The organism is Streptomyces sp. NPDC107765 (assembly GCF_055657085.1).
On sequence record NZ_JBVKBL010000012.1, the window covers coordinates 209621 to 224636 of the forward strand.

The 15016-nt window shown below is 71.1% G+C and carries 10 protein-coding genes and 1 tRNA gene; 4 read left to right on the forward strand and 7 right to left on the reverse strand.

From position 1 onward, the window contains the following. Positions 1-32 precede the first annotated feature (32 nt). Complete coding sequence (locus ACZ7MX_RS27480; protein WP_472135903.1) at positions 33-689, reverse strand: ANTAR domain-containing response regulator; 657 nt, start codon at positions 687-689, stop codon at positions 33-35. An 88-nt stretch (positions 690-777) separates the two neighbouring features. Here ACZ7MX_RS27480 and ACZ7MX_RS27485 point away from each other — a divergent pair. Continuing rightward, positions 778-860, forward strand: a tRNA-Leu gene (locus ACZ7MX_RS27485). Positions 861-943: 83 nt separating this feature from the next. Then, positions 944-1732, forward strand: coding sequence for a helix-turn-helix domain-containing protein (locus tag ACZ7MX_RS27490; RefSeq protein WP_472135904.1), 789 nt, complete (start codon positions 944-946; stop codon positions 1730-1732). A gap of 51 nt (positions 1733-1783) precedes the next feature. Here the strand turns inward: ACZ7MX_RS27490 and pyk are convergent, their stop codons facing one another. Next, on the reverse strand, positions 1784-3220 hold the full coding sequence (pyk, locus tag ACZ7MX_RS27495) for a pyruvate kinase (RefSeq protein ID WP_472135905.1): 1437 nt from the start codon (positions 3218-3220) through the stop codon (positions 1784-1786). A 145-nt stretch (positions 3221-3365) separates the two neighbouring features. Further along, positions 3366-4061, reverse strand: coding sequence for an SIMPL domain-containing protein (locus tag ACZ7MX_RS27500; RefSeq protein WP_472135906.1), 696 nt, complete (start codon positions 4059-4061; stop codon positions 3366-3368). A gap of 180 nt (positions 4062-4241) precedes the next feature. On the opposite strand from ACZ7MX_RS27500, the gene ACZ7MX_RS27505 reads away from it, so the two are divergent. Then, positions 4242-6053 (forward strand): bifunctional metallophosphatase/5'-nucleotidase, encoded by a 1812-nt coding sequence (locus tag ACZ7MX_RS27505; RefSeq protein ID WP_472135907.1) that lies wholly within the window; start codon positions 4242-4244, stop codon positions 6051-6053. 84 nt (positions 6054-6137) lie between these two features. On the opposite strand, the gene ACZ7MX_RS27510 is transcribed toward ACZ7MX_RS27505, so the two are convergent. The 4 genes from ACZ7MX_RS27510 to ACZ7MX_RS27525 form a co-directional block, all read right to left on the reverse strand. Then, positions 6138-7565, reverse strand: a complete 1428-nt coding sequence (locus ACZ7MX_RS27510) for a lysine N(6)-hydroxylase/L-ornithine N(5)-oxygenase family protein (protein ID WP_472135908.1) — start codon at positions 7563-7565, stop codon at positions 6138-6140. Beyond that, positions 7562-8980, reverse strand: coding sequence for a pyridoxal phosphate-dependent decarboxylase family protein (locus ACZ7MX_RS27515; protein ID WP_472135909.1), 1419 nt, complete (start codon positions 8978-8980; stop codon positions 7562-7564). Before ACZ7MX_RS27515 ends, ACZ7MX_RS27510 begins: the two co-directional genes overlap by 4 nt. A gap of 348 nt (positions 8981-9328) precedes the next feature. After that, the gene (pepN, locus tag ACZ7MX_RS27520; protein WP_472135910.1) at positions 9329-11989 is read right to left on the reverse strand and encodes an aminopeptidase N; all 2661 of its coding nucleotides are present in this window, start codon (positions 11987-11989) and stop codon (positions 9329-9331) included. Positions 11990-12059: 70 nt separating this feature from the next. Then, positions 12060-12935, reverse strand: a complete 876-nt coding sequence (locus ACZ7MX_RS27525) for a helix-turn-helix domain-containing protein (protein ID WP_472135911.1) — start codon at positions 12933-12935, stop codon at positions 12060-12062. Positions 12936-13172: 237 nt separating this feature from the next. Here ACZ7MX_RS27525 and ACZ7MX_RS27530 point away from each other — a divergent pair, with 237 nt between their 5' ends. Further along, positions 13173-14972, forward strand: a complete 1800-nt coding sequence (locus ACZ7MX_RS27530; RefSeq protein ID WP_472136006.1) for a glycoside hydrolase family 35 protein — start codon at positions 13173-13175, stop codon at positions 14970-14972. Positions 14973-15016: the final 44 nt, after the last annotated feature.

A 15016-nucleotide genomic window follows, 5' to 3' on the forward strand; every position in this document is an offset into this window, starting at 1 on the left:
GGGGCCGCACGCACACACGGTGCGGAGCCGCGCTACTGGCCCTTCTTCTGCTGCTTCTTCTCCTCGGCGTCCTCGATGACCGCCTCCGCGACCTGCTGCATCGACAGCCGCCGGTCCATCGACGTCTTCTGGATCCACCGGAACGCAGCCGGCTCGGTCAGCCCGTACTGCGTCTGCAGAATGCTCTTCGCCCGGTCCACCAGCTTGCGCGTCTCCAGCCGCTGCGTGAGGTCCGCGACCTCCTTCTCCAGCGTCTTCAGCTCGGTGAACCGGCTCACCGCCATCTCGATCGCCGGTACCACATCGCTCTTCGAGAACGGCTTCACCAGATACGCCATCGCGCCCGCGTCCCGCGCCCGCTCGACCAGCTCCCGCTGGGAGAACGCGGTCAGCATCAGCACCGGCGCGATGCTCTCCTCGGCGATCTTCTCGGCCGCCGAGATACCGTCCAGCACCGGCATCTTCACGTCCAGGATCACCAGATCGGGACGGTGCTCCCGGGCCAGCTCCACGGCGGTCTGCCCGTCGCCGGCCTCACCGACGACGGTGTAGCCCTCCTCCTCCAGCATCTCTTTGAGATCGAGACGGATGAGGGCCTCGTCCTCCGCGATCACGACGCGCGTGGTCAGCGGCGGAACATGCGACTGATCGTCATCGGCGACGGGCTGCTCGGGCTCGGCGGCGCTCACGGGACTCCTCGGTGCGGTCAGGTGGTGCCATTGCAGCCTACCTAGAGGCAGTCGCGGTGGCGTACACGGTAGGGTGTCTCTGCAGCCGGCCCGGTTGGTGAAACTGGTCAGACACGCGGCTCTCAAACAGCCGTGCCTTCGGGCATGTGGGTTCGAATCCCACACCGGGCACCTCAGACAAGCGGAACTCCACCTTCGCGTGGTTCGCAAGCACTTTCGTTCCGCTCTGGCGATTCGTCACGCACAGTGATGTCATGAACTTCCACGGCACAGACGTGCGACACAAGGCAATCGCCCAGCTCCGCGCGGGGGCAAGGAATGCGGATGTAGCCCGCGCGCTGGGCGTCCCTCCCGGCACCATCAGCTACTGGCGCCACATGGACCGCGCCAAGCACGGAGAGTGTCCAGGTGCGCACAACCCGAAATGCCCACGGTGCGACGGGCGCGAACTCGACGCAGCGGCGTACGCCTATCTCCTCGCCCTCTATCTTGGCGATGGCCACATCATCCAGTACTCGGCGCACCGCGTACCGAGCCTCATGATCGCGTGCGGCGACGGCTGGCCGGGCCTCATGGATGCCTGCGAAGGCGCCATGCGCGCGGTCTTCCCCGACAACTCCGTGTGCCGGGTCCGCAGGACCGGTTGCCACAACGTGAAGGTCTACTCAAAGCACTTATGGTGCATGTTCCCGCAGCACGGCGAGGGCAAGAAGCACCAGCGACGAATCCTCCTCGAACCCTGGCAGCAGCAGATCGTCGACAACTACCCCTGGGACTTCCTCCGCGGACTCATCCACTCCGACGGCTGTCGGATCACCAACTGGACCACCCGGCTCGTGGGTGGCGAGCGCAAGCGCTACGAATACCCGCGGTACTTCTTCACCAACAAGTCCGACGACATCCGGCGGCTCTTCTCGGACACCCTCACCAAGGTCGGCGTCGAGTGGACCGTGCTCGCGCGCGGAAGCGACCCGTTCAACATCTCCGTGGCCCGCAAAGCCTCCGTGGCGCTCATGGACCAACACATCGGGCCGAAGTACTGACAGGGACGGCAGTCAGGTACCTCGGCCCAGCGGGATCTTGTGCGGGTGGGGCTAGTTGGTGGGTTCGGACTCGCCGATGTGGTGGACGCGGACGAGGTTGGTGGAGCCGGGGACGCCGGGCGGGGAGCCGGCGGTGATGATGACCAGGTCGCCCTTCTGGCAGCGGCCGATCTTGAGGAGTTGCTCGTCGACCTGGGCGACCATCTCGTCCGTGGAGTTGACGGTGGGGCCGAGGAACGTCTCCACGCCCCAGCTGACGTTGAGCTGGGAGCGGGTGGCCGGGTCGGGGGTGAAGGCGAGGAGCGGGATGGGTGAGCGGTAGCGGGAGAGGCGGCGGACGGTGTCGCCGGACTGGGTGAAGGCGACGAGGAATTTGGCGCCGAGGAAGTCGCCCATGTCGGCGGCGGCGCGGGCGACGGCGCCGCCCTGGGTGCGGGGCTTGTTGGCCTCGGTGAGCGGCGGGAGTCCCTTGGCGAGGAGGTCTTCCTCGGCGGCCTCGACGATGCGGCTCATGGTCTTGACGGTTTCGGTGGGGTATTTGCCGACGCTGGTTTCGCCGGAGAGCATGACGGCGTCGGTGCCGTCGATGACGGCGTTGGCGACGTCGGAGGCTTCGGCGCGGGTGGGGCGGGAGTTGTCGATCATCGAGTCGAGCATCTGGGTGGCGACGATGACCGGCTTGGCGTTGCGCTTGGCGAGTTTGATGGCGCGCTTCTGGACGATGGGGACGGTTTCCAGGGGCATTTCGACGCCGAGGTCCCCGCGGGCGACCATGATGCCGTCGAAGGCGGCGACGATGTCGTCGATGTTGTCGACGGCCTGGGGTTTTTCGACCTTGGCGATGACGGGGAGGAAGCGGTTTTCCTCGCGCATGATGCGGTGGACGTCTTCGATGTCGCGGCCGTTGCGGACGAAGGAGAGGGCGATGATGTCGGCGCCGTAGCGCAGGGCCCAGCGGAGGTCGTCCTGGTCCTTTTCGGAGAGGGCGGGGACGGAGACGGCGACGCCGGGGAGGTTGAGGCCCTTGTGGTCGGAGACCATGCCGCCTTCGATGACGACGGTGCGGACCTGGGGGCCGTTGACTTCGGTGACCTGGAGGGTGACCTTGCCGTCGTCGACGAGGATGCGTTCGCCGGTGGTGACGTCGGCGGCGAGGCCGGGGTAGGTGGTGCCGCAGAGGTGGCGGTCGCCTTCGGTGCCGGGTTCGACGGTGATGGTGAACTCGTCGCCGCGTTCGAGAAGTACGGGTCCTTCGCGGAATCGGCCGAGGCGGATCTTCGGGCCTTGAAGGTCGGCGAGGATGCCGACGCTGCGGCGGGTTTCTTCGGATGCTTTGCGGACCCGGTCGAATCGCGCTTCGTGTTCGGCGTAGGTGCCGTGGCTGAGGTTGAAGCGGGCGATGTCCATTCCGGCTTCGACGAGGGCTTTGATCTGCTCGTACGAGTCGGTGGCGGGTCCCAGTGTGCAGACGATCTTTGCTCGGCGCATGTTTCGACCCTATGACTTACCCGGCGGTAGGGAACTGTAAGAAGGTGACTGCTCAACGAGCGCTTGGTGAAAGGCTGTTGACAAGTAATGGAATGCGCGCGAAGGCGCTCCGATGAGCAGAATTTCGCCCTCGCGCGGTGGCGTCTCAGAGTGCGGGACGGGTCATGGTGAAGCGTGCGTTGACGCTGGCGTAGACGGTTTGGCGTTGGGGTTCGAGGTCGAGGGCGGGGGCGCTTTCCTGGGTGTGGGCGCCGCCGTAGCCGGCGAAGGCGCGCATGGCGGGGGCGGCGACGGGTGCGGTGTTCTCGGCGCCGAGGTCGGCGATTTCGAGGAGGGCGTCGAGGCGGGCGTCGAGGGCTTCGGCGTATTCGCGGGCGCGCTGGACGGCTTCGTGGACGGCTTGGGTGCGGGCGGCGCGGTGGGCGGGTGAGTCGGGGCGGAGGTCCCACCAGGGGCCGTCGACGCGGGTGAGGTCGAGGTCGGCGAGGCGGGTGGTGAGTTCGCCGAGGGTGGTGAAGTCGGTGAGGGTGGCGGTGTGGGTGACGCGGCCGCGGTAGGCGCGGATGCGTTCGTGGCGGCCTTTGTCGGTGAGTTCGGGGGTGATGCTGAGGGCGCCGGTTTCGAGCTTTTCGAGGGCGTCGGGGTAGCTCTTGATCAGGGTGAGGGCTTGTTCGTTGCGGCGGGTGAGGTCGGTGAGGGCGGTGGTGCGGTCGGTGCCGCGGGCGGCGACGGTGACGGCGATGCGGGCGATTTCGGGGTCGACTTCGAGGGTGGCTTCGCCGCGTACGGCGAGGCGGGGGGTGTCGGGGGTGCCGTAGGGCAGGGGGCCGGGGTCGGTCATGGGGGGCTCCTCGGGCGGGGTGTGGGTGGGTGCGGTGGGCGCAGGGTTGCACACCGGGGTGGGGATCGTGGGGTTTTCGGGCGGTCGGGGGGTGTTGCGGAGGGGGCGGGCGGGCCAGAATCTACGCGCGTTGCCGCGGGTTGTGGTGGCGCTTGTCCGCGTGGATGCAGGGGAGTGGGAATGTCGCTCGACCGTAGGAAGTTCGTGGGGAGTTCTGTGGTGTCGGGGGCCGGGATGGCGCTCGCGGGGGCCGCGGCGCCGGCGGCGGCCGAGCCGGCGGGGCAGCACGGGCGGGGTCGTGGTCATCGGCGGGAGCGGTATGGGTTCACGGTGATGGGGACGACGGATCTGCACGGGAACGTCTTCAACTGGGACTACACCACGGACGCGGAGTTCGATGACGCGGACCACAATGATGTGGGGCTGGCGAAGATTTCGACGCTGGTGTCGCGGGTGCGGCGGGAGAAGGGCCGGCACCACACGCTGCTGATCGATGCGGGTGACACCATTCAGGGGACGCAACTGGCGTATTACTACGCGAAGGTGGATCCGATCACGGATCCGGGTGGTCCGGTGCATCCGATGGCGCGGGCGATGAATGCGATCGGATATGACGCGGCGGCGTTGGGGAATCACGAGTTCAATTACGGGATTCCGGTGCTGCGGAAGTTCGAGGAGAGTTGTGATTTTCCGCTGCTGGGGGCGAATGCGGTGGATGCGCGGACGTTGCGTCCGGCGTTCCGGCCGTATGTGCTGAAGCGGTTGCGGTCGCCGCAGGGGCGGGTGGTGACGGTGGCGGTGCTGGGTTTGACGAATCCGGGGATCGCGCTGTGGGACAAGGCGCATGTGCAGGGGAAGCTGGCGTTTCCGGGGTTGGTGGAGCAGGCCGCGCACTGGGTGCCGAAGTTGCGGTCGATGGGTGCGGACGTGGTGTTCGTGGCGGCGCATTCGGGGGCGAGTGGGACGTCGTCGTACGGGGATCAGTTGCCGTATGTGGAGAATGCGGCGGCGTTGGTGGCGAAGCGGGTGCCGGGGATCGACGCGATTCTGGTGGGGCATGCGCATGTGGAGATTCCCGAGCGGCGGGTGGTGAATGCGGAGACCGGCCGGGAGGTGGTGCTGTCGGAGCCGTTGAAGTGGGGGCAGCGGCTGACGCTTTTCGATGTGGTGGTCGAGTGGCGTCGGGGGCGTTGGGAGGTGGGGTCGGTCGGTTCGCGGGTCCTGAATGCGAATGCGGTGGCGGAGGATTCGCGGATCACCGGTCTGTTGCGGGCGGAGCACCGGAAGGTGGTGGCGTATGTGAATCGGGTGATCGGCCGGTCGAAGGCGGAGTTGTCGGCGGCCGAGGCTCCGGTGAAGGACGTGCCGGTGCTGGACTTCATTGCCTTTGTGCAGGCCGAGGTGGTGCGTAAGGCGTTGGCGGGGTCGGAGTTCGCGGGGTTGCCGATCGTGTCGCAGGCGTCGTGTTTTTCGCGTGCGGCGCGGGTGCCGGAGGGGGATGTGACGATCCGGTCGATGGCGGCGTTGTATCCGTTCGACAACACGCTGGAGGCGCGGGTGTTGACGGGGGCGCAGTTGCGGGAGTACCTGGAGTTTTCCGCGCGGTATTACGTGCGGACGGCGGCGGGCGGTCCGGTGGATCCGGCGCGGCTCACGAATGCGGACGGTATTCCGGACTACAACTATGACGCGGTGCGGGGGCTGTCGTACGAGATCGATATCGCACAGCCGGCGGGTCGGCGTATCGGGAAGCTGACCTGGGAGGGGAAGCCGCTGGCGGATGATGCGCGGTTCGTGCTGGCGGTGAACAACTACCGGGCGAGTGGGGGTGGTGGTTTTCCGCATGTGGCGGGGGCGCGGCAGGTGTGGTCGACGTCGGACGAGATCCGGAATTTGATCATCAATTGGGTGCAGGAGAAGAAGGAGATCGATCCGTCGGTGTTCGCTTCGGTGGACTGGCGGTTGGTGCGGGACGGGGTGCCGGTGTTTTAGCGGTTGGCCGGCGCTTGACGGAATTGCCGGTCTTTTGGCGGGTGGGGTGCGGCGGTGCCGGGGGCGCCGCCGCGCCCTGTTTTGTCAGTGGCGGGGGACGAGGGTGCTGCCTTGGGTGGGGATGGTGCGGGTGTGGGGGGTGGGGGGTTGCGGGAGGCCGAAGGTGGTGAAGGCGGTGCGGGTGGGGAGGGGGTAGGGGGTGGTGTCGGTGAGGTCGTTGAGGATGGTGGCGCTGCGCCAGGCGGCGAGGCCGAGGTCGGGGGCGCCGACGCCGTGGGTGTGGGTTTCGGCGTTCTGGACGTAGAGGGAGCCGGTGACGGTGGGGTCGAGGGCCATGCGGTGGTGGGCGTCGATGCGGGGGCGTTCGGCGGCGTCGCGGCGGATGTAGGGGTCGAGGGCGGCGAGCAGGGTGTCCATGCGGCGTTCGCGGTAGCCGGTGGCGAGGACGACGGCGTCGGTGGTGAGGCGGGAGCGGGTGCCTTGCTGGGTGTGGTCGAGGTGGAGTTCGACCTTGGTGGTGCCGACGCGGCCGGCGGTGCGTACACAGACGCCGGGGGTGAGGGTGGCGTCGGGCCAGCCGCCGTGGAGGGTGCGGCGGTAGAGCTCGTCGTGGATGGCGGCGAGGGTGTCGTGGTCGATGGCCTTGTGGAGTTGCCACTGGGCGGGGACGAGGGTGTCGCGGACGCGTTCGGGGAGGCCGTGGAAGTAGCGGGTGTAGTCGGGGGTGAAGTGTTCGAGGCCGAGTTTGCTGTATTCCATGGGGGCGAAGGCGGGGGTGCGGGCGAGCCAGTGGAGGCCTTCGTGGCCGACGGGGCGGGCGCGGAGCTGGTCGAGGAAGATCTCGGCGCCTGATTGGCCGGCGCCGATGACGGTGAGGTGGTCGGCGGCGAGCAGGCGGTCGCGGTGGTCGAGGTAGTCGGCGGAGTGGATGACGGGGACGGCGGGGGCGTCGGCGAGGGGGCGGAGGGGGACGGGGACGTGGGGGGTGGTGCCGATGCCGAGGACGAGGTTGCGGGCGTGGGTGCGGCCGAGGGCTTCGGCTTCGCCGTCGGTGCCGAGTTGGGTGTAGTCGATCTCGAAGGTTTCGCGTTCGGGGTTCCAGCGGACGGCGTCGATCTGGTGGCCGAAGTGGAGGGTGGGGAGGTTTTCGCTGACCCAGCGGCAGTAGGCGTCGTATTCGGCGCGGTGGATGTGGAAGCGCTCGGCGAAGTAGAAGGGGAAGAGGCGTTCGCGGGTTTTGAGGTAGTTGAGGAAGCTCCAGGGGCTGGCGGGGTCGGCGAGGGTGACGAGGTCGGCGAGGAAGGGGACTTGGAGGGTGGCGCCGTCGATGAGGAGGCCGGGGTGCCAGTGGAAGGTGGGGCGCTGGTCGTAGAAGGCGGTGCGGAGGTGGGTGAGGGGGTGGGCGAGGGCGGCTAGGGAGAGGTTGAAGGGGCCGATGCCGATGCCGGCGAGGTCGAGGGGCTCGTCGGGGGTGGCGGGGTGGGTGACGGGGGTTTCGGTGGTGCTGCTCATCGGGGGATGCGGCCTTCCACGAGTTTGAGGAGGGTGGTGAGGTCTCCGGTTCGGGTGTGGGGGTTGAGGAGGGTGGCCTTGAGCCAGAGGCCGGTGGGGGTGGTGGCGCGGCCGAGGACGGCCTGGCCGTCGGTGAGGAGGGTGCGGCGGATGGTGGCGAGGGTGGTGTCGTCGGCACCTTTGGGGCGGAAGAGGACGGTGGTGAGGGTGGGGCGGGAGTGGAGTTCGTAGCGGGGGTGGTCCTCGATGAGGTCGGCGAGGGTCTGGGCCGCGGCGAGGGTGCGGTCGACGAGTTCGCCGAGGCCGCGGCGGCCGAGGGCCTTGAGGGTGACGGCGATTTTGAGGATGTCGGGGCGGCGGGTGGTGCGGAGGGAGCGGTGGAGGAGGTCGGGGAGGCCGGCTTCGGTGTCGTCGTCGGCGTTGAGGTAGTCGGCCTGGTGGGTGAGGGCGGCCAGCGCGCCGGTGTCGGGGACGGCGAGGAGGCCGGCGGCTACCGGTTGCCAGCCGAGTTTGTGCAGGTCGAGGGCGACGGTGTGGGCGCGGGCGAGGCCGGTGAGAGCAGTGTGGTGGGTGTCGCTGAAGAGGAGTGCGCCGCCGTAGGCCGCGTCGATGTGGAGGCGGGCGCCGTGGTGGTCGGCGAGGTCGGCGAGGTCGGTGAGGGGGTCGATTGCGCCGGAGTTGGTGGTGCCGGCGGTGGCGGTGAGGAGGACCGGGCCGGTGTGTCCGGTGAGGTTGGCGAGGCAGGTGTGGACGGTGTCGGGGGTGAGGATGCCGTTGGGGGTGGGGAGGGTGAGGGGTTCGGGGAGGCCGAGGAGCCAGGCGGAGCGGTGGATGGAGTGGTGGGCGTTGGCGCCGCAGACGATTTGGAGGGGGCCGGTGTGGGGGCGGCCGGGGGCGGGGGCGGCTTCGCGGGCGAGGAGGAGGGCGAGTTGGTTGGATTCGGTGCCGCCGGTGGTGACCAGCGCGTCGGGTGCGGTGGCCTGGGGGTAGACGAGCGCGGCGAGGGCGCGGCTGGTGAGGGTTTCGAGGGTGGAGGCGGCGGGGGCCTGGTCCCAGGAGTCGAGTGAGGGGTTGAGGGCGGCCGCGGCGAGCTCGGCGGCGGTGGCCAGGGCGAGTGGGGGGCAGTGCAGGTGGGCGGCGCAGTGCGGGTCGGCGGGGTCGGCGGCGCCGGCGGCGAGGGTGTGGACGAGGGTGCGCAGGGCGGCGTGCGGGCCGGTGCCGCGGTCCGGGAGGAGGGGGTGGCAGGCGTCGTGCACGGCGCGGGCGACGGCGTCGGGGCCGCCGGGCGGGAGGGGGCCGGCGCGGTCCTCGGCACCGGTGGTGAGGGCTTCGAGGACGATGTCGAGGAGGGGGCGGAGTGCGCGGGGGCCGTGGGTGCCGCCTGCGAGGGCGGTGCCGGCAGGGGGCACAGACATGGGTGTGCTCTTCTGTCAGGGAGGGTTGGGGCGGTGTGCCTGCCCGGTCCGGGTGCGGACGAGCTGTTTAGGCGGCCCTAAGTTACTTTCCCTGTACGGCGCGTATCCACCGGTCGCGGTCATACCACCCGTAAGTGGTACGGGTGTACCGCAGGTGTTCGGGTGCCGGCGGACGGGGTGAGGGGTGGGGGCGGGGCGGGCGACGGGGCCGGGCGGGCGGGGTGCGGCGGCCGGGCCGGGCGCGGCGGTCGAACGGAACCCGTAGGGGGTTACCCGTAAGGGGTGCGAGGGCCCCCTGCGGAGCCACAACGCACCGTCAGGGGGCCGGTATTCCCGCAGGCGGATGCGTCAGTGCGGCATCCCGGTGGCGGCACCGGTGGTGCCTGCGGTGGTGCCTCCGCCGGTGGTGCCTGCGCCGGTCGTGCCTGTGCCGGTGGTGTCTGCGCCGGTCGTGGCTGTGCCGGTGGTGTCTGCGGTGGTGGCGTTGCGGACGCGCAATGCGCGACGCAGGTCGTCGAGTTGGTCGGTGAGTTTGCGGCGCAGGGCGGGGGTGGGGTCGCGGTCGGTGAGGCAGGTTTCGCCGAGGTGGAGGGTTTCTTCGTCGACGAAGGTGGCGGGGAAGGCGTGGCGGCCGGCGGCCTCGGCGAGGGCGGCGCCGCGGGCGGCGGCGAGGCCGGGGGCGTCGGTGAAGTAGCGGGCGACGTAGGGCCGGAGCAGGTCGTGGTGTTCGGGGGCCCAGAAGCCGGTGGCGGTGGCGGTGAAGAGGTAGTTGGAGAGGGCGGTGTCCTCGTCGGTGGTGAAGAGGGCGTCCCAGGCGGCTTGTTTGGCGGCGGAGTCGGGGAGGGCGGCGCGGCAGCGGGCGGCGCCTTCGCGGCCGGTGGCGCTGGGGTCGCGGGCGAGTTCGGCGTCGATGGTGGCGTGGAGTTCGGCGGCGGGTGCGGCGCCGAGGGTGGCGAGCCGGCCGAGGATGCGCCAGCGCAGTTCGGGGTCGAGGTGGGGGCCGCCGGGGACGCTGCCGTCGTCGAGCCAGTCCTGGATGCCTTCGGGGGTGGTGGCGCTGTCGATGAAGGCGCGGACGGCGGTGAGCCGGAGGCCGGCGGCGGTGCCGTGTTCGGGGCCTTCGGTGCGGCGGAGTATGTCGCGGCTGAGGGCGGTGAGGGTGGTCAGGGCGGTGTGGCGGGCGGTGGGGGTGAGGTAGCGGTCGGCGATCTGGGTGCGGGCGAAGGCGAGGACGCCCTGGAGGATGGCGAGGTCGGTTTCGTGCGGGAGGTGGGCGCGGGCGGCGTCGAGGTAGGCGGTGGGGGCGAGTTCGCCGTCGCGGACCATGTCGCGGGCGGCGTTCCAGACGACGGCGCGGGTGAGCGGGTCGGGGAGGCCGGAGAGGGCGGCGAGGGCGGTGTCCCAGGAGGCGGGGTCGAGGCGGACCTTGGCGTAGGTGAGGTCCTGGTCGTTGAGGAGGAGCAGGGCGGGGCGGCGGCCGGTGCCGGTGTGGGCGGGGTCGTCGGGGACGTCGAGGGTGAGGGGGGTGCGGGCGACGAGGCGGCCGGGGGTGTGCGGGTCGGGGTCGTAGAGGCCGACGGTGAGGCGGTGCGGGCGGGTGCCGTCCTGGCTGCCGGTCTGTTCGACGGTGAGGTTCCAGTGGCCGTCGGTTTCGCCGACGACGGGGGTGAGGGTGTCGACGCCGGTGGTGCGCAGCCAGCGGGCGGCCCAGGTGTGGACGTCGCGGTGGGTGGCGCGGGCGAGGGAGTCGATGAAGTCGGCGAGGGTGGCGTTGCCGAAGCGGTGGCGGGCGAAGTGGTCGTTGATGCCGGCCAGGAAGTCCTTCTCCCCCATCCAGGCGACGAGTTGGCGCAGGGCGGAGGCGCCCTTGGCGTAGGAGATGCCGTCGAAGTTGAGGAGGGCGGAGGCGGTGTCGGGGACGTCTTCGGGGGCGGGGGCGACGGGGTGGGTGGAGGGGCGCTGGTCGGCGTCGTAGCCCCAGCTCTTGCGGGCGACGGCGAAGTCGGTCCAGGTGTCGGTGAAGCGGGTGGCCTCGGACAGGACCTGGTAGCCCATGTATTCGGCGAAGGACTCGTTCAGCCAGATGTCGTCCCACCACTGGAGGGTGACCAGGTCGCCGAACCACATGTGGGCCATTTCGTGGGCGATGACCATGCCGCGGGTCTGGCGTTCGGTGTCGGTGACCGCCGAGCGGTAGACGAACTCGTCGCGGAAGGTGACCAGTCCGGGGTTCTCCATGGCGCCGGCGTTGAATTCGGGGACGAACGCCTGGTCGTAGGAGTCGAAGGGGTAGGGCTCCTCGAAGATCTCGTGGTAGCGGTCGAAGCAGCGGCGGGTGAGGTCGAGGATCTCCTCGGCGTCGGCGTCGAGGTGGGGGGCGAGGGAGCGGCGGCAGTGGATGCCGAAGGGCAGTCCGGCGTGTTCGGTGCGGACGGAGTGCCAGGGGCCGGCGGCGACGGCGACGAGGTAGGTGGAGATGAGGGGGGTGGGGGCGGCTTTCCAGTGGCCCTCCCCGAGGTGTTCGGTGATGCCGTTGGCGAGGACGGTCCAGTTCTCGGGGGCCCGGACGGTGAGGGCGAAGACGGCCTTGAGGTCGGGCTGGTCGAAGGCGGCGAAGACGCGCTGGACGTCCTCCAGGAACAGCTGGGTGTAGACGTAGGTCTCGCCGTCGGCGGGGTCGGTGAAGCGGTGCATGCCCTCGCCGGTGCGGGAGTAGCGCATGGTGGCGTGGAGGTGGAGTTCGTGGGGGCCGGCGGTGAGGCCGGTGAGGGGGAGGCGGTTGTCGTCGAGGGTGGCCGGGTCGAGGGGCCGGCCGTCGAGGGTGGCGGTGTGCAGCTCGGCGGGGCGGAGTTCGACGAAGGTGTCGCCGTCGGTGCGTGCGGTGAAGTGGATGACCGTACGGGAGCCGAAGCGTTCGTCGCCCTGGGTGAGGTCGAGTGCGATGTCGTAGCGGTGGACGTCGATGTGGCGGGCTCGGGTCTGCGCCTCGTCGCGCTGCAGTTGGGGCATGGTTGCCATGCTGCCGTACGGTCGGTCGGCGGTGCACGGGGGTTTGCCCGAGGGCGTGGGCGGGGCCGGGTCAGCCGACGAGGGGTGGGTTGTCGGGGTCGGGGATCTGGGTGGACCAGCCGCCGGGGACGCTTTTGACCTGGCGGTCGCGGAAGCGGACGGGGGCGGTGCCGACGCGGCGGGTGAAGAGGCGGCTGAAGTAGGCGGGGTCGTCGTAGCCGACGCGGCGGGCGACGGCGGCGACCGGGAGTTCGGTGCCGACGAGGAGTTCCTTGGCGCGGCCGAGGCGGATGCCGAGGAGGTAGTCCTTGGGGCTGCAGCCGGCGCCGCGGCGGACGGCGGTGCGGAGTTCGGCGGGGGTCATGCCGTGCCGGGCGGCGTGTTCGGCGACGGAGAGGGGGAGGAAGGCGTCGCGGGCGAGGGCGGTCAGGACGGGGTCGCCGTCGGCGTCGGTGTCGGCGCGGGCGTGGCGCAGCGCGACGAGGAGTTCGTGGACGGCGGCTGCGGTCTCGACGTCGAGGAGGGGGTTGCCGCGGCGGGCGGCGCGGGCGATCTTGCCGATGGCGGTGCGGGCGGGGCCGGTGTCGGTGAGGGGGACGACGGGGCGGTCGGGGTCGATGTAGCCGAGTTCGGTGTAGGTGGCGGTGGCGGGGCCGGTGAAGTCGACGAAGCTTTCGTCCCAGCCGGTGTCGGGGTCGGCTCCGTAGTGGTGGGTGACGCCGGGGAGGATCCAGAGGAGGGCGGGGGCGGTGAGGGTGCGGCGGTGGCCGTCGGGGGTGGTGTACCAGCCGCGGCCGGCGCGGATGACGATGGCGACGTGGTGGTCGAGGGTGCGGGGGCCGACCGGGGGGAGGGTGCCGTGCTGGAGGCCGACGCCCAGGCAGACCAGGCCGAGCCGGTGGTGGACCGGGCTGGGCGTGAAGTAGCGCATCCAGGTGTGGTACACGCCGGGTCTCCCGTCGCTCCGTACGGGGCAGTGTCCTCCGGGTCTTCCGGGTTTCCCGGGTCGTTCGCAGCTGGTTGATCCGGGGACACGCCCTGACCGCTTCCGTCCAAACAACGCCGATCTTTGTCCATGGACCGGCGGGCCGCCAGAGGGCGAGGGTGATCGGTGAGGTGAGCGCGTCCGCGCGTGCCCGGCCGGCCCGGCCGGGCGGGGGTGGGCGGCCCGGGAGGGGGCGTGGTGGCGCGGTTCGTGGTGGGTGAGCGGGATTTCGAGCTGGACGGGCGGCCGGTGCGGTTGCTGTCGGGGGCGCTGCACTACTTCCGGGTGCACGAGGCGCAGTGGGGGCACCGGTTGGCGATGCTGAAGGCGATGGGTCTGAACTGTGTGGAGACCTATGTGCCGTGGAATCTGCACGAGCCGCGGCCCGGGGAGTTCCGGGACGCGGAGGCGCCGGGCCGGTTCCTGGACGCGGTGCGGGCGGCGGGGTTGTGGGCGATCGTCCGTCCGGGGCCGTACATCTGCGCGGAGTGGGAGAACGGCGGGCTGCCGGAGTGGCTGACGGGGCCGCTGGGGTCGCGGGTGCGGACGTGGGACGCGGTGTATCTGCGGGCGGTGGACGGGTGGTTCGGGCGGTTGCTGCCGCAGATCGTGGCGCGGCAGTGCACGGTGGCGGGGCCGGACGGGCGCGGTGGTCCGGTGGTGATGGTGCAGGCGGAGAACGAGTACGGCTCGTACGGCAGTGATGCGCGGTATCTGGAGTGGATCGTGGGGCGGCTGCGGGAGCTCGGGGTGGAGGTGCCGCTGTTCACGTCGGACGGGCCGGAGGACCACATGCTGACGGGTGGCACGGTGCCGGGGGTGCTGGCCACGGTGAATTTCGGCAGCGGGGCGCGGGAGGCGTTCGCCGCGCTGCGGCGGCACCGGCCGGCGGGGCCGGTGATGTGCATGGAGTTCTGGTGCGGGTGGTTCGCGCACTGGGGGCGGGTGGCCCAGCCGCGGGCGGCACGGGAGGCGGCCGGGGCGTTGCGGGAGATCCTGGAGTGCGGTGCCTCGGTGAATGTCTACATGGCGCACGGCGGGACGAGTTTCGGCGGGTGGGCGGGCGCGAACCGGGCGGGTGAGCTGCACGACGGGGCGTTGCTGCCGACGGTGACGTCGTACGACTACGGGGCGCCGGTGGACGAGCGGGGGCGGCCGACGGAGAAGTTCTGGCGGTTCCGGGAGGTGCTGGCCGAGTGGGCCGAGGGGCCGCTGCCGGCGGTGCCGGAGCCGGGGCCGGTGCTGTCGTCGCCGGCGGTGGTGGAGCTCGGGGAGTGGGCGCCGGCGGGGGCGGTGCTGGACGCGCTGGGCGGGGCCGAGGTGGTGGGCGGTGGTCCGGCGACGTTCGAGGAGCTGGGGGTGGACCGGGGGCTGGTCCGCCACCGGGTGGCGGTGCCGGGGCCGCGGGAGGGTCGGGCGCTGCGGCTGCGGGGGTTGCGGGACCGGGCGGTGGTGTACGTCGACGGGGTGCGGCGGGCGGTGGTGGACGGCGAGGACGCGGTGGTGGGGGACGTGGCGGGGCCGGCGTCGGTGGAGGTGTGGGTGCAGTCGCTGGGGCGGGTCAACTACGGGCCTCGGCTGGGCGAGCCGAAGGGGATCACGGGCGGGTTGCTGCACGAGCGGCAGTTCCTGCACGGGGTGCGGTCGCGGGGGCTGCGGCTGGATGCGCTGGAGGAGCCGGGGGCGCTTGCCGAGGTGCCGTTCGGGCCGGTGGCGCGGGCGGCGGGCGGGGCGGGGCTGTACCGGGGGGTGGTGAGGGTGGCCGGGCGGCCGGGGGACGCGGAGGTGACGCTGCCGGGCTGGGTGCACGGGTTCGTGTGGGTCAACGGGTTCTGTCTGGGCCGCTATCGGGCGGTGGGGCCGCAGCGTGCGCTGTACGTGCCGGGGCCGGTGCTGCGGGCGGGCCGCAACGAGGTGCTGGTGTGGGAGTGGGAGGGCGCCCCGGTCGCTGTGGGGGAAGGGGCCGGGGCGCCCGGTCTGGTGCCCGCGGCGGGTTGAGCCGCCGCGGGAGGTGGGGCCGTGGGGGCGCACCGACCCGCTCC

Bases quoted from the DNA above. Each gene is read 5' to 3' on its own strand.
- ACZ7MX_RS27490 (WP_472135904.1), top strand. From the start codon at position 944: ATGAACTTCCACGGCACAGACGTGCGACACAAGGCAATCGCCCAGCTC.
- pyk (WP_472135905.1), bottom strand. From the start codon at position 3,220: ATGCGCCGAGCAAAGATCGTCTGCACACTGGGACCCGCCACCGACTCG.
- ACZ7MX_RS27500 (WP_472135906.1), bottom strand. From the start codon at position 4,061: ATGACCGACCCCGGCCCCCTGCCCTACGGCACCCCCGACACCCCCCGC.
- ACZ7MX_RS27505 (WP_472135907.1), top strand. From the start codon at position 4,242: ATGTCGCTCGACCGTAGGAAGTTCGTGGGGAGTTCTGTGGTGTCGGGG.
- ACZ7MX_RS27510 (WP_472135908.1), bottom strand. From the start codon at position 7,565: ATGAGCAGCACCACCGAAACCCCCGTCACCCACCCCGCCACCCCCGAC.
- ACZ7MX_RS27515 (WP_472135909.1), bottom strand. From the start codon at position 8,980: ATGTCTGTGCCCCCTGCCGGCACCGCCCTCGCAGGCGGCACCCACGGC.
- pepN (WP_472135910.1), bottom strand. From the start codon at position 11,989: ATGCCCCAACTGCAGCGCGACGAGGCGCAGACCCGAGCCCGCCACATC.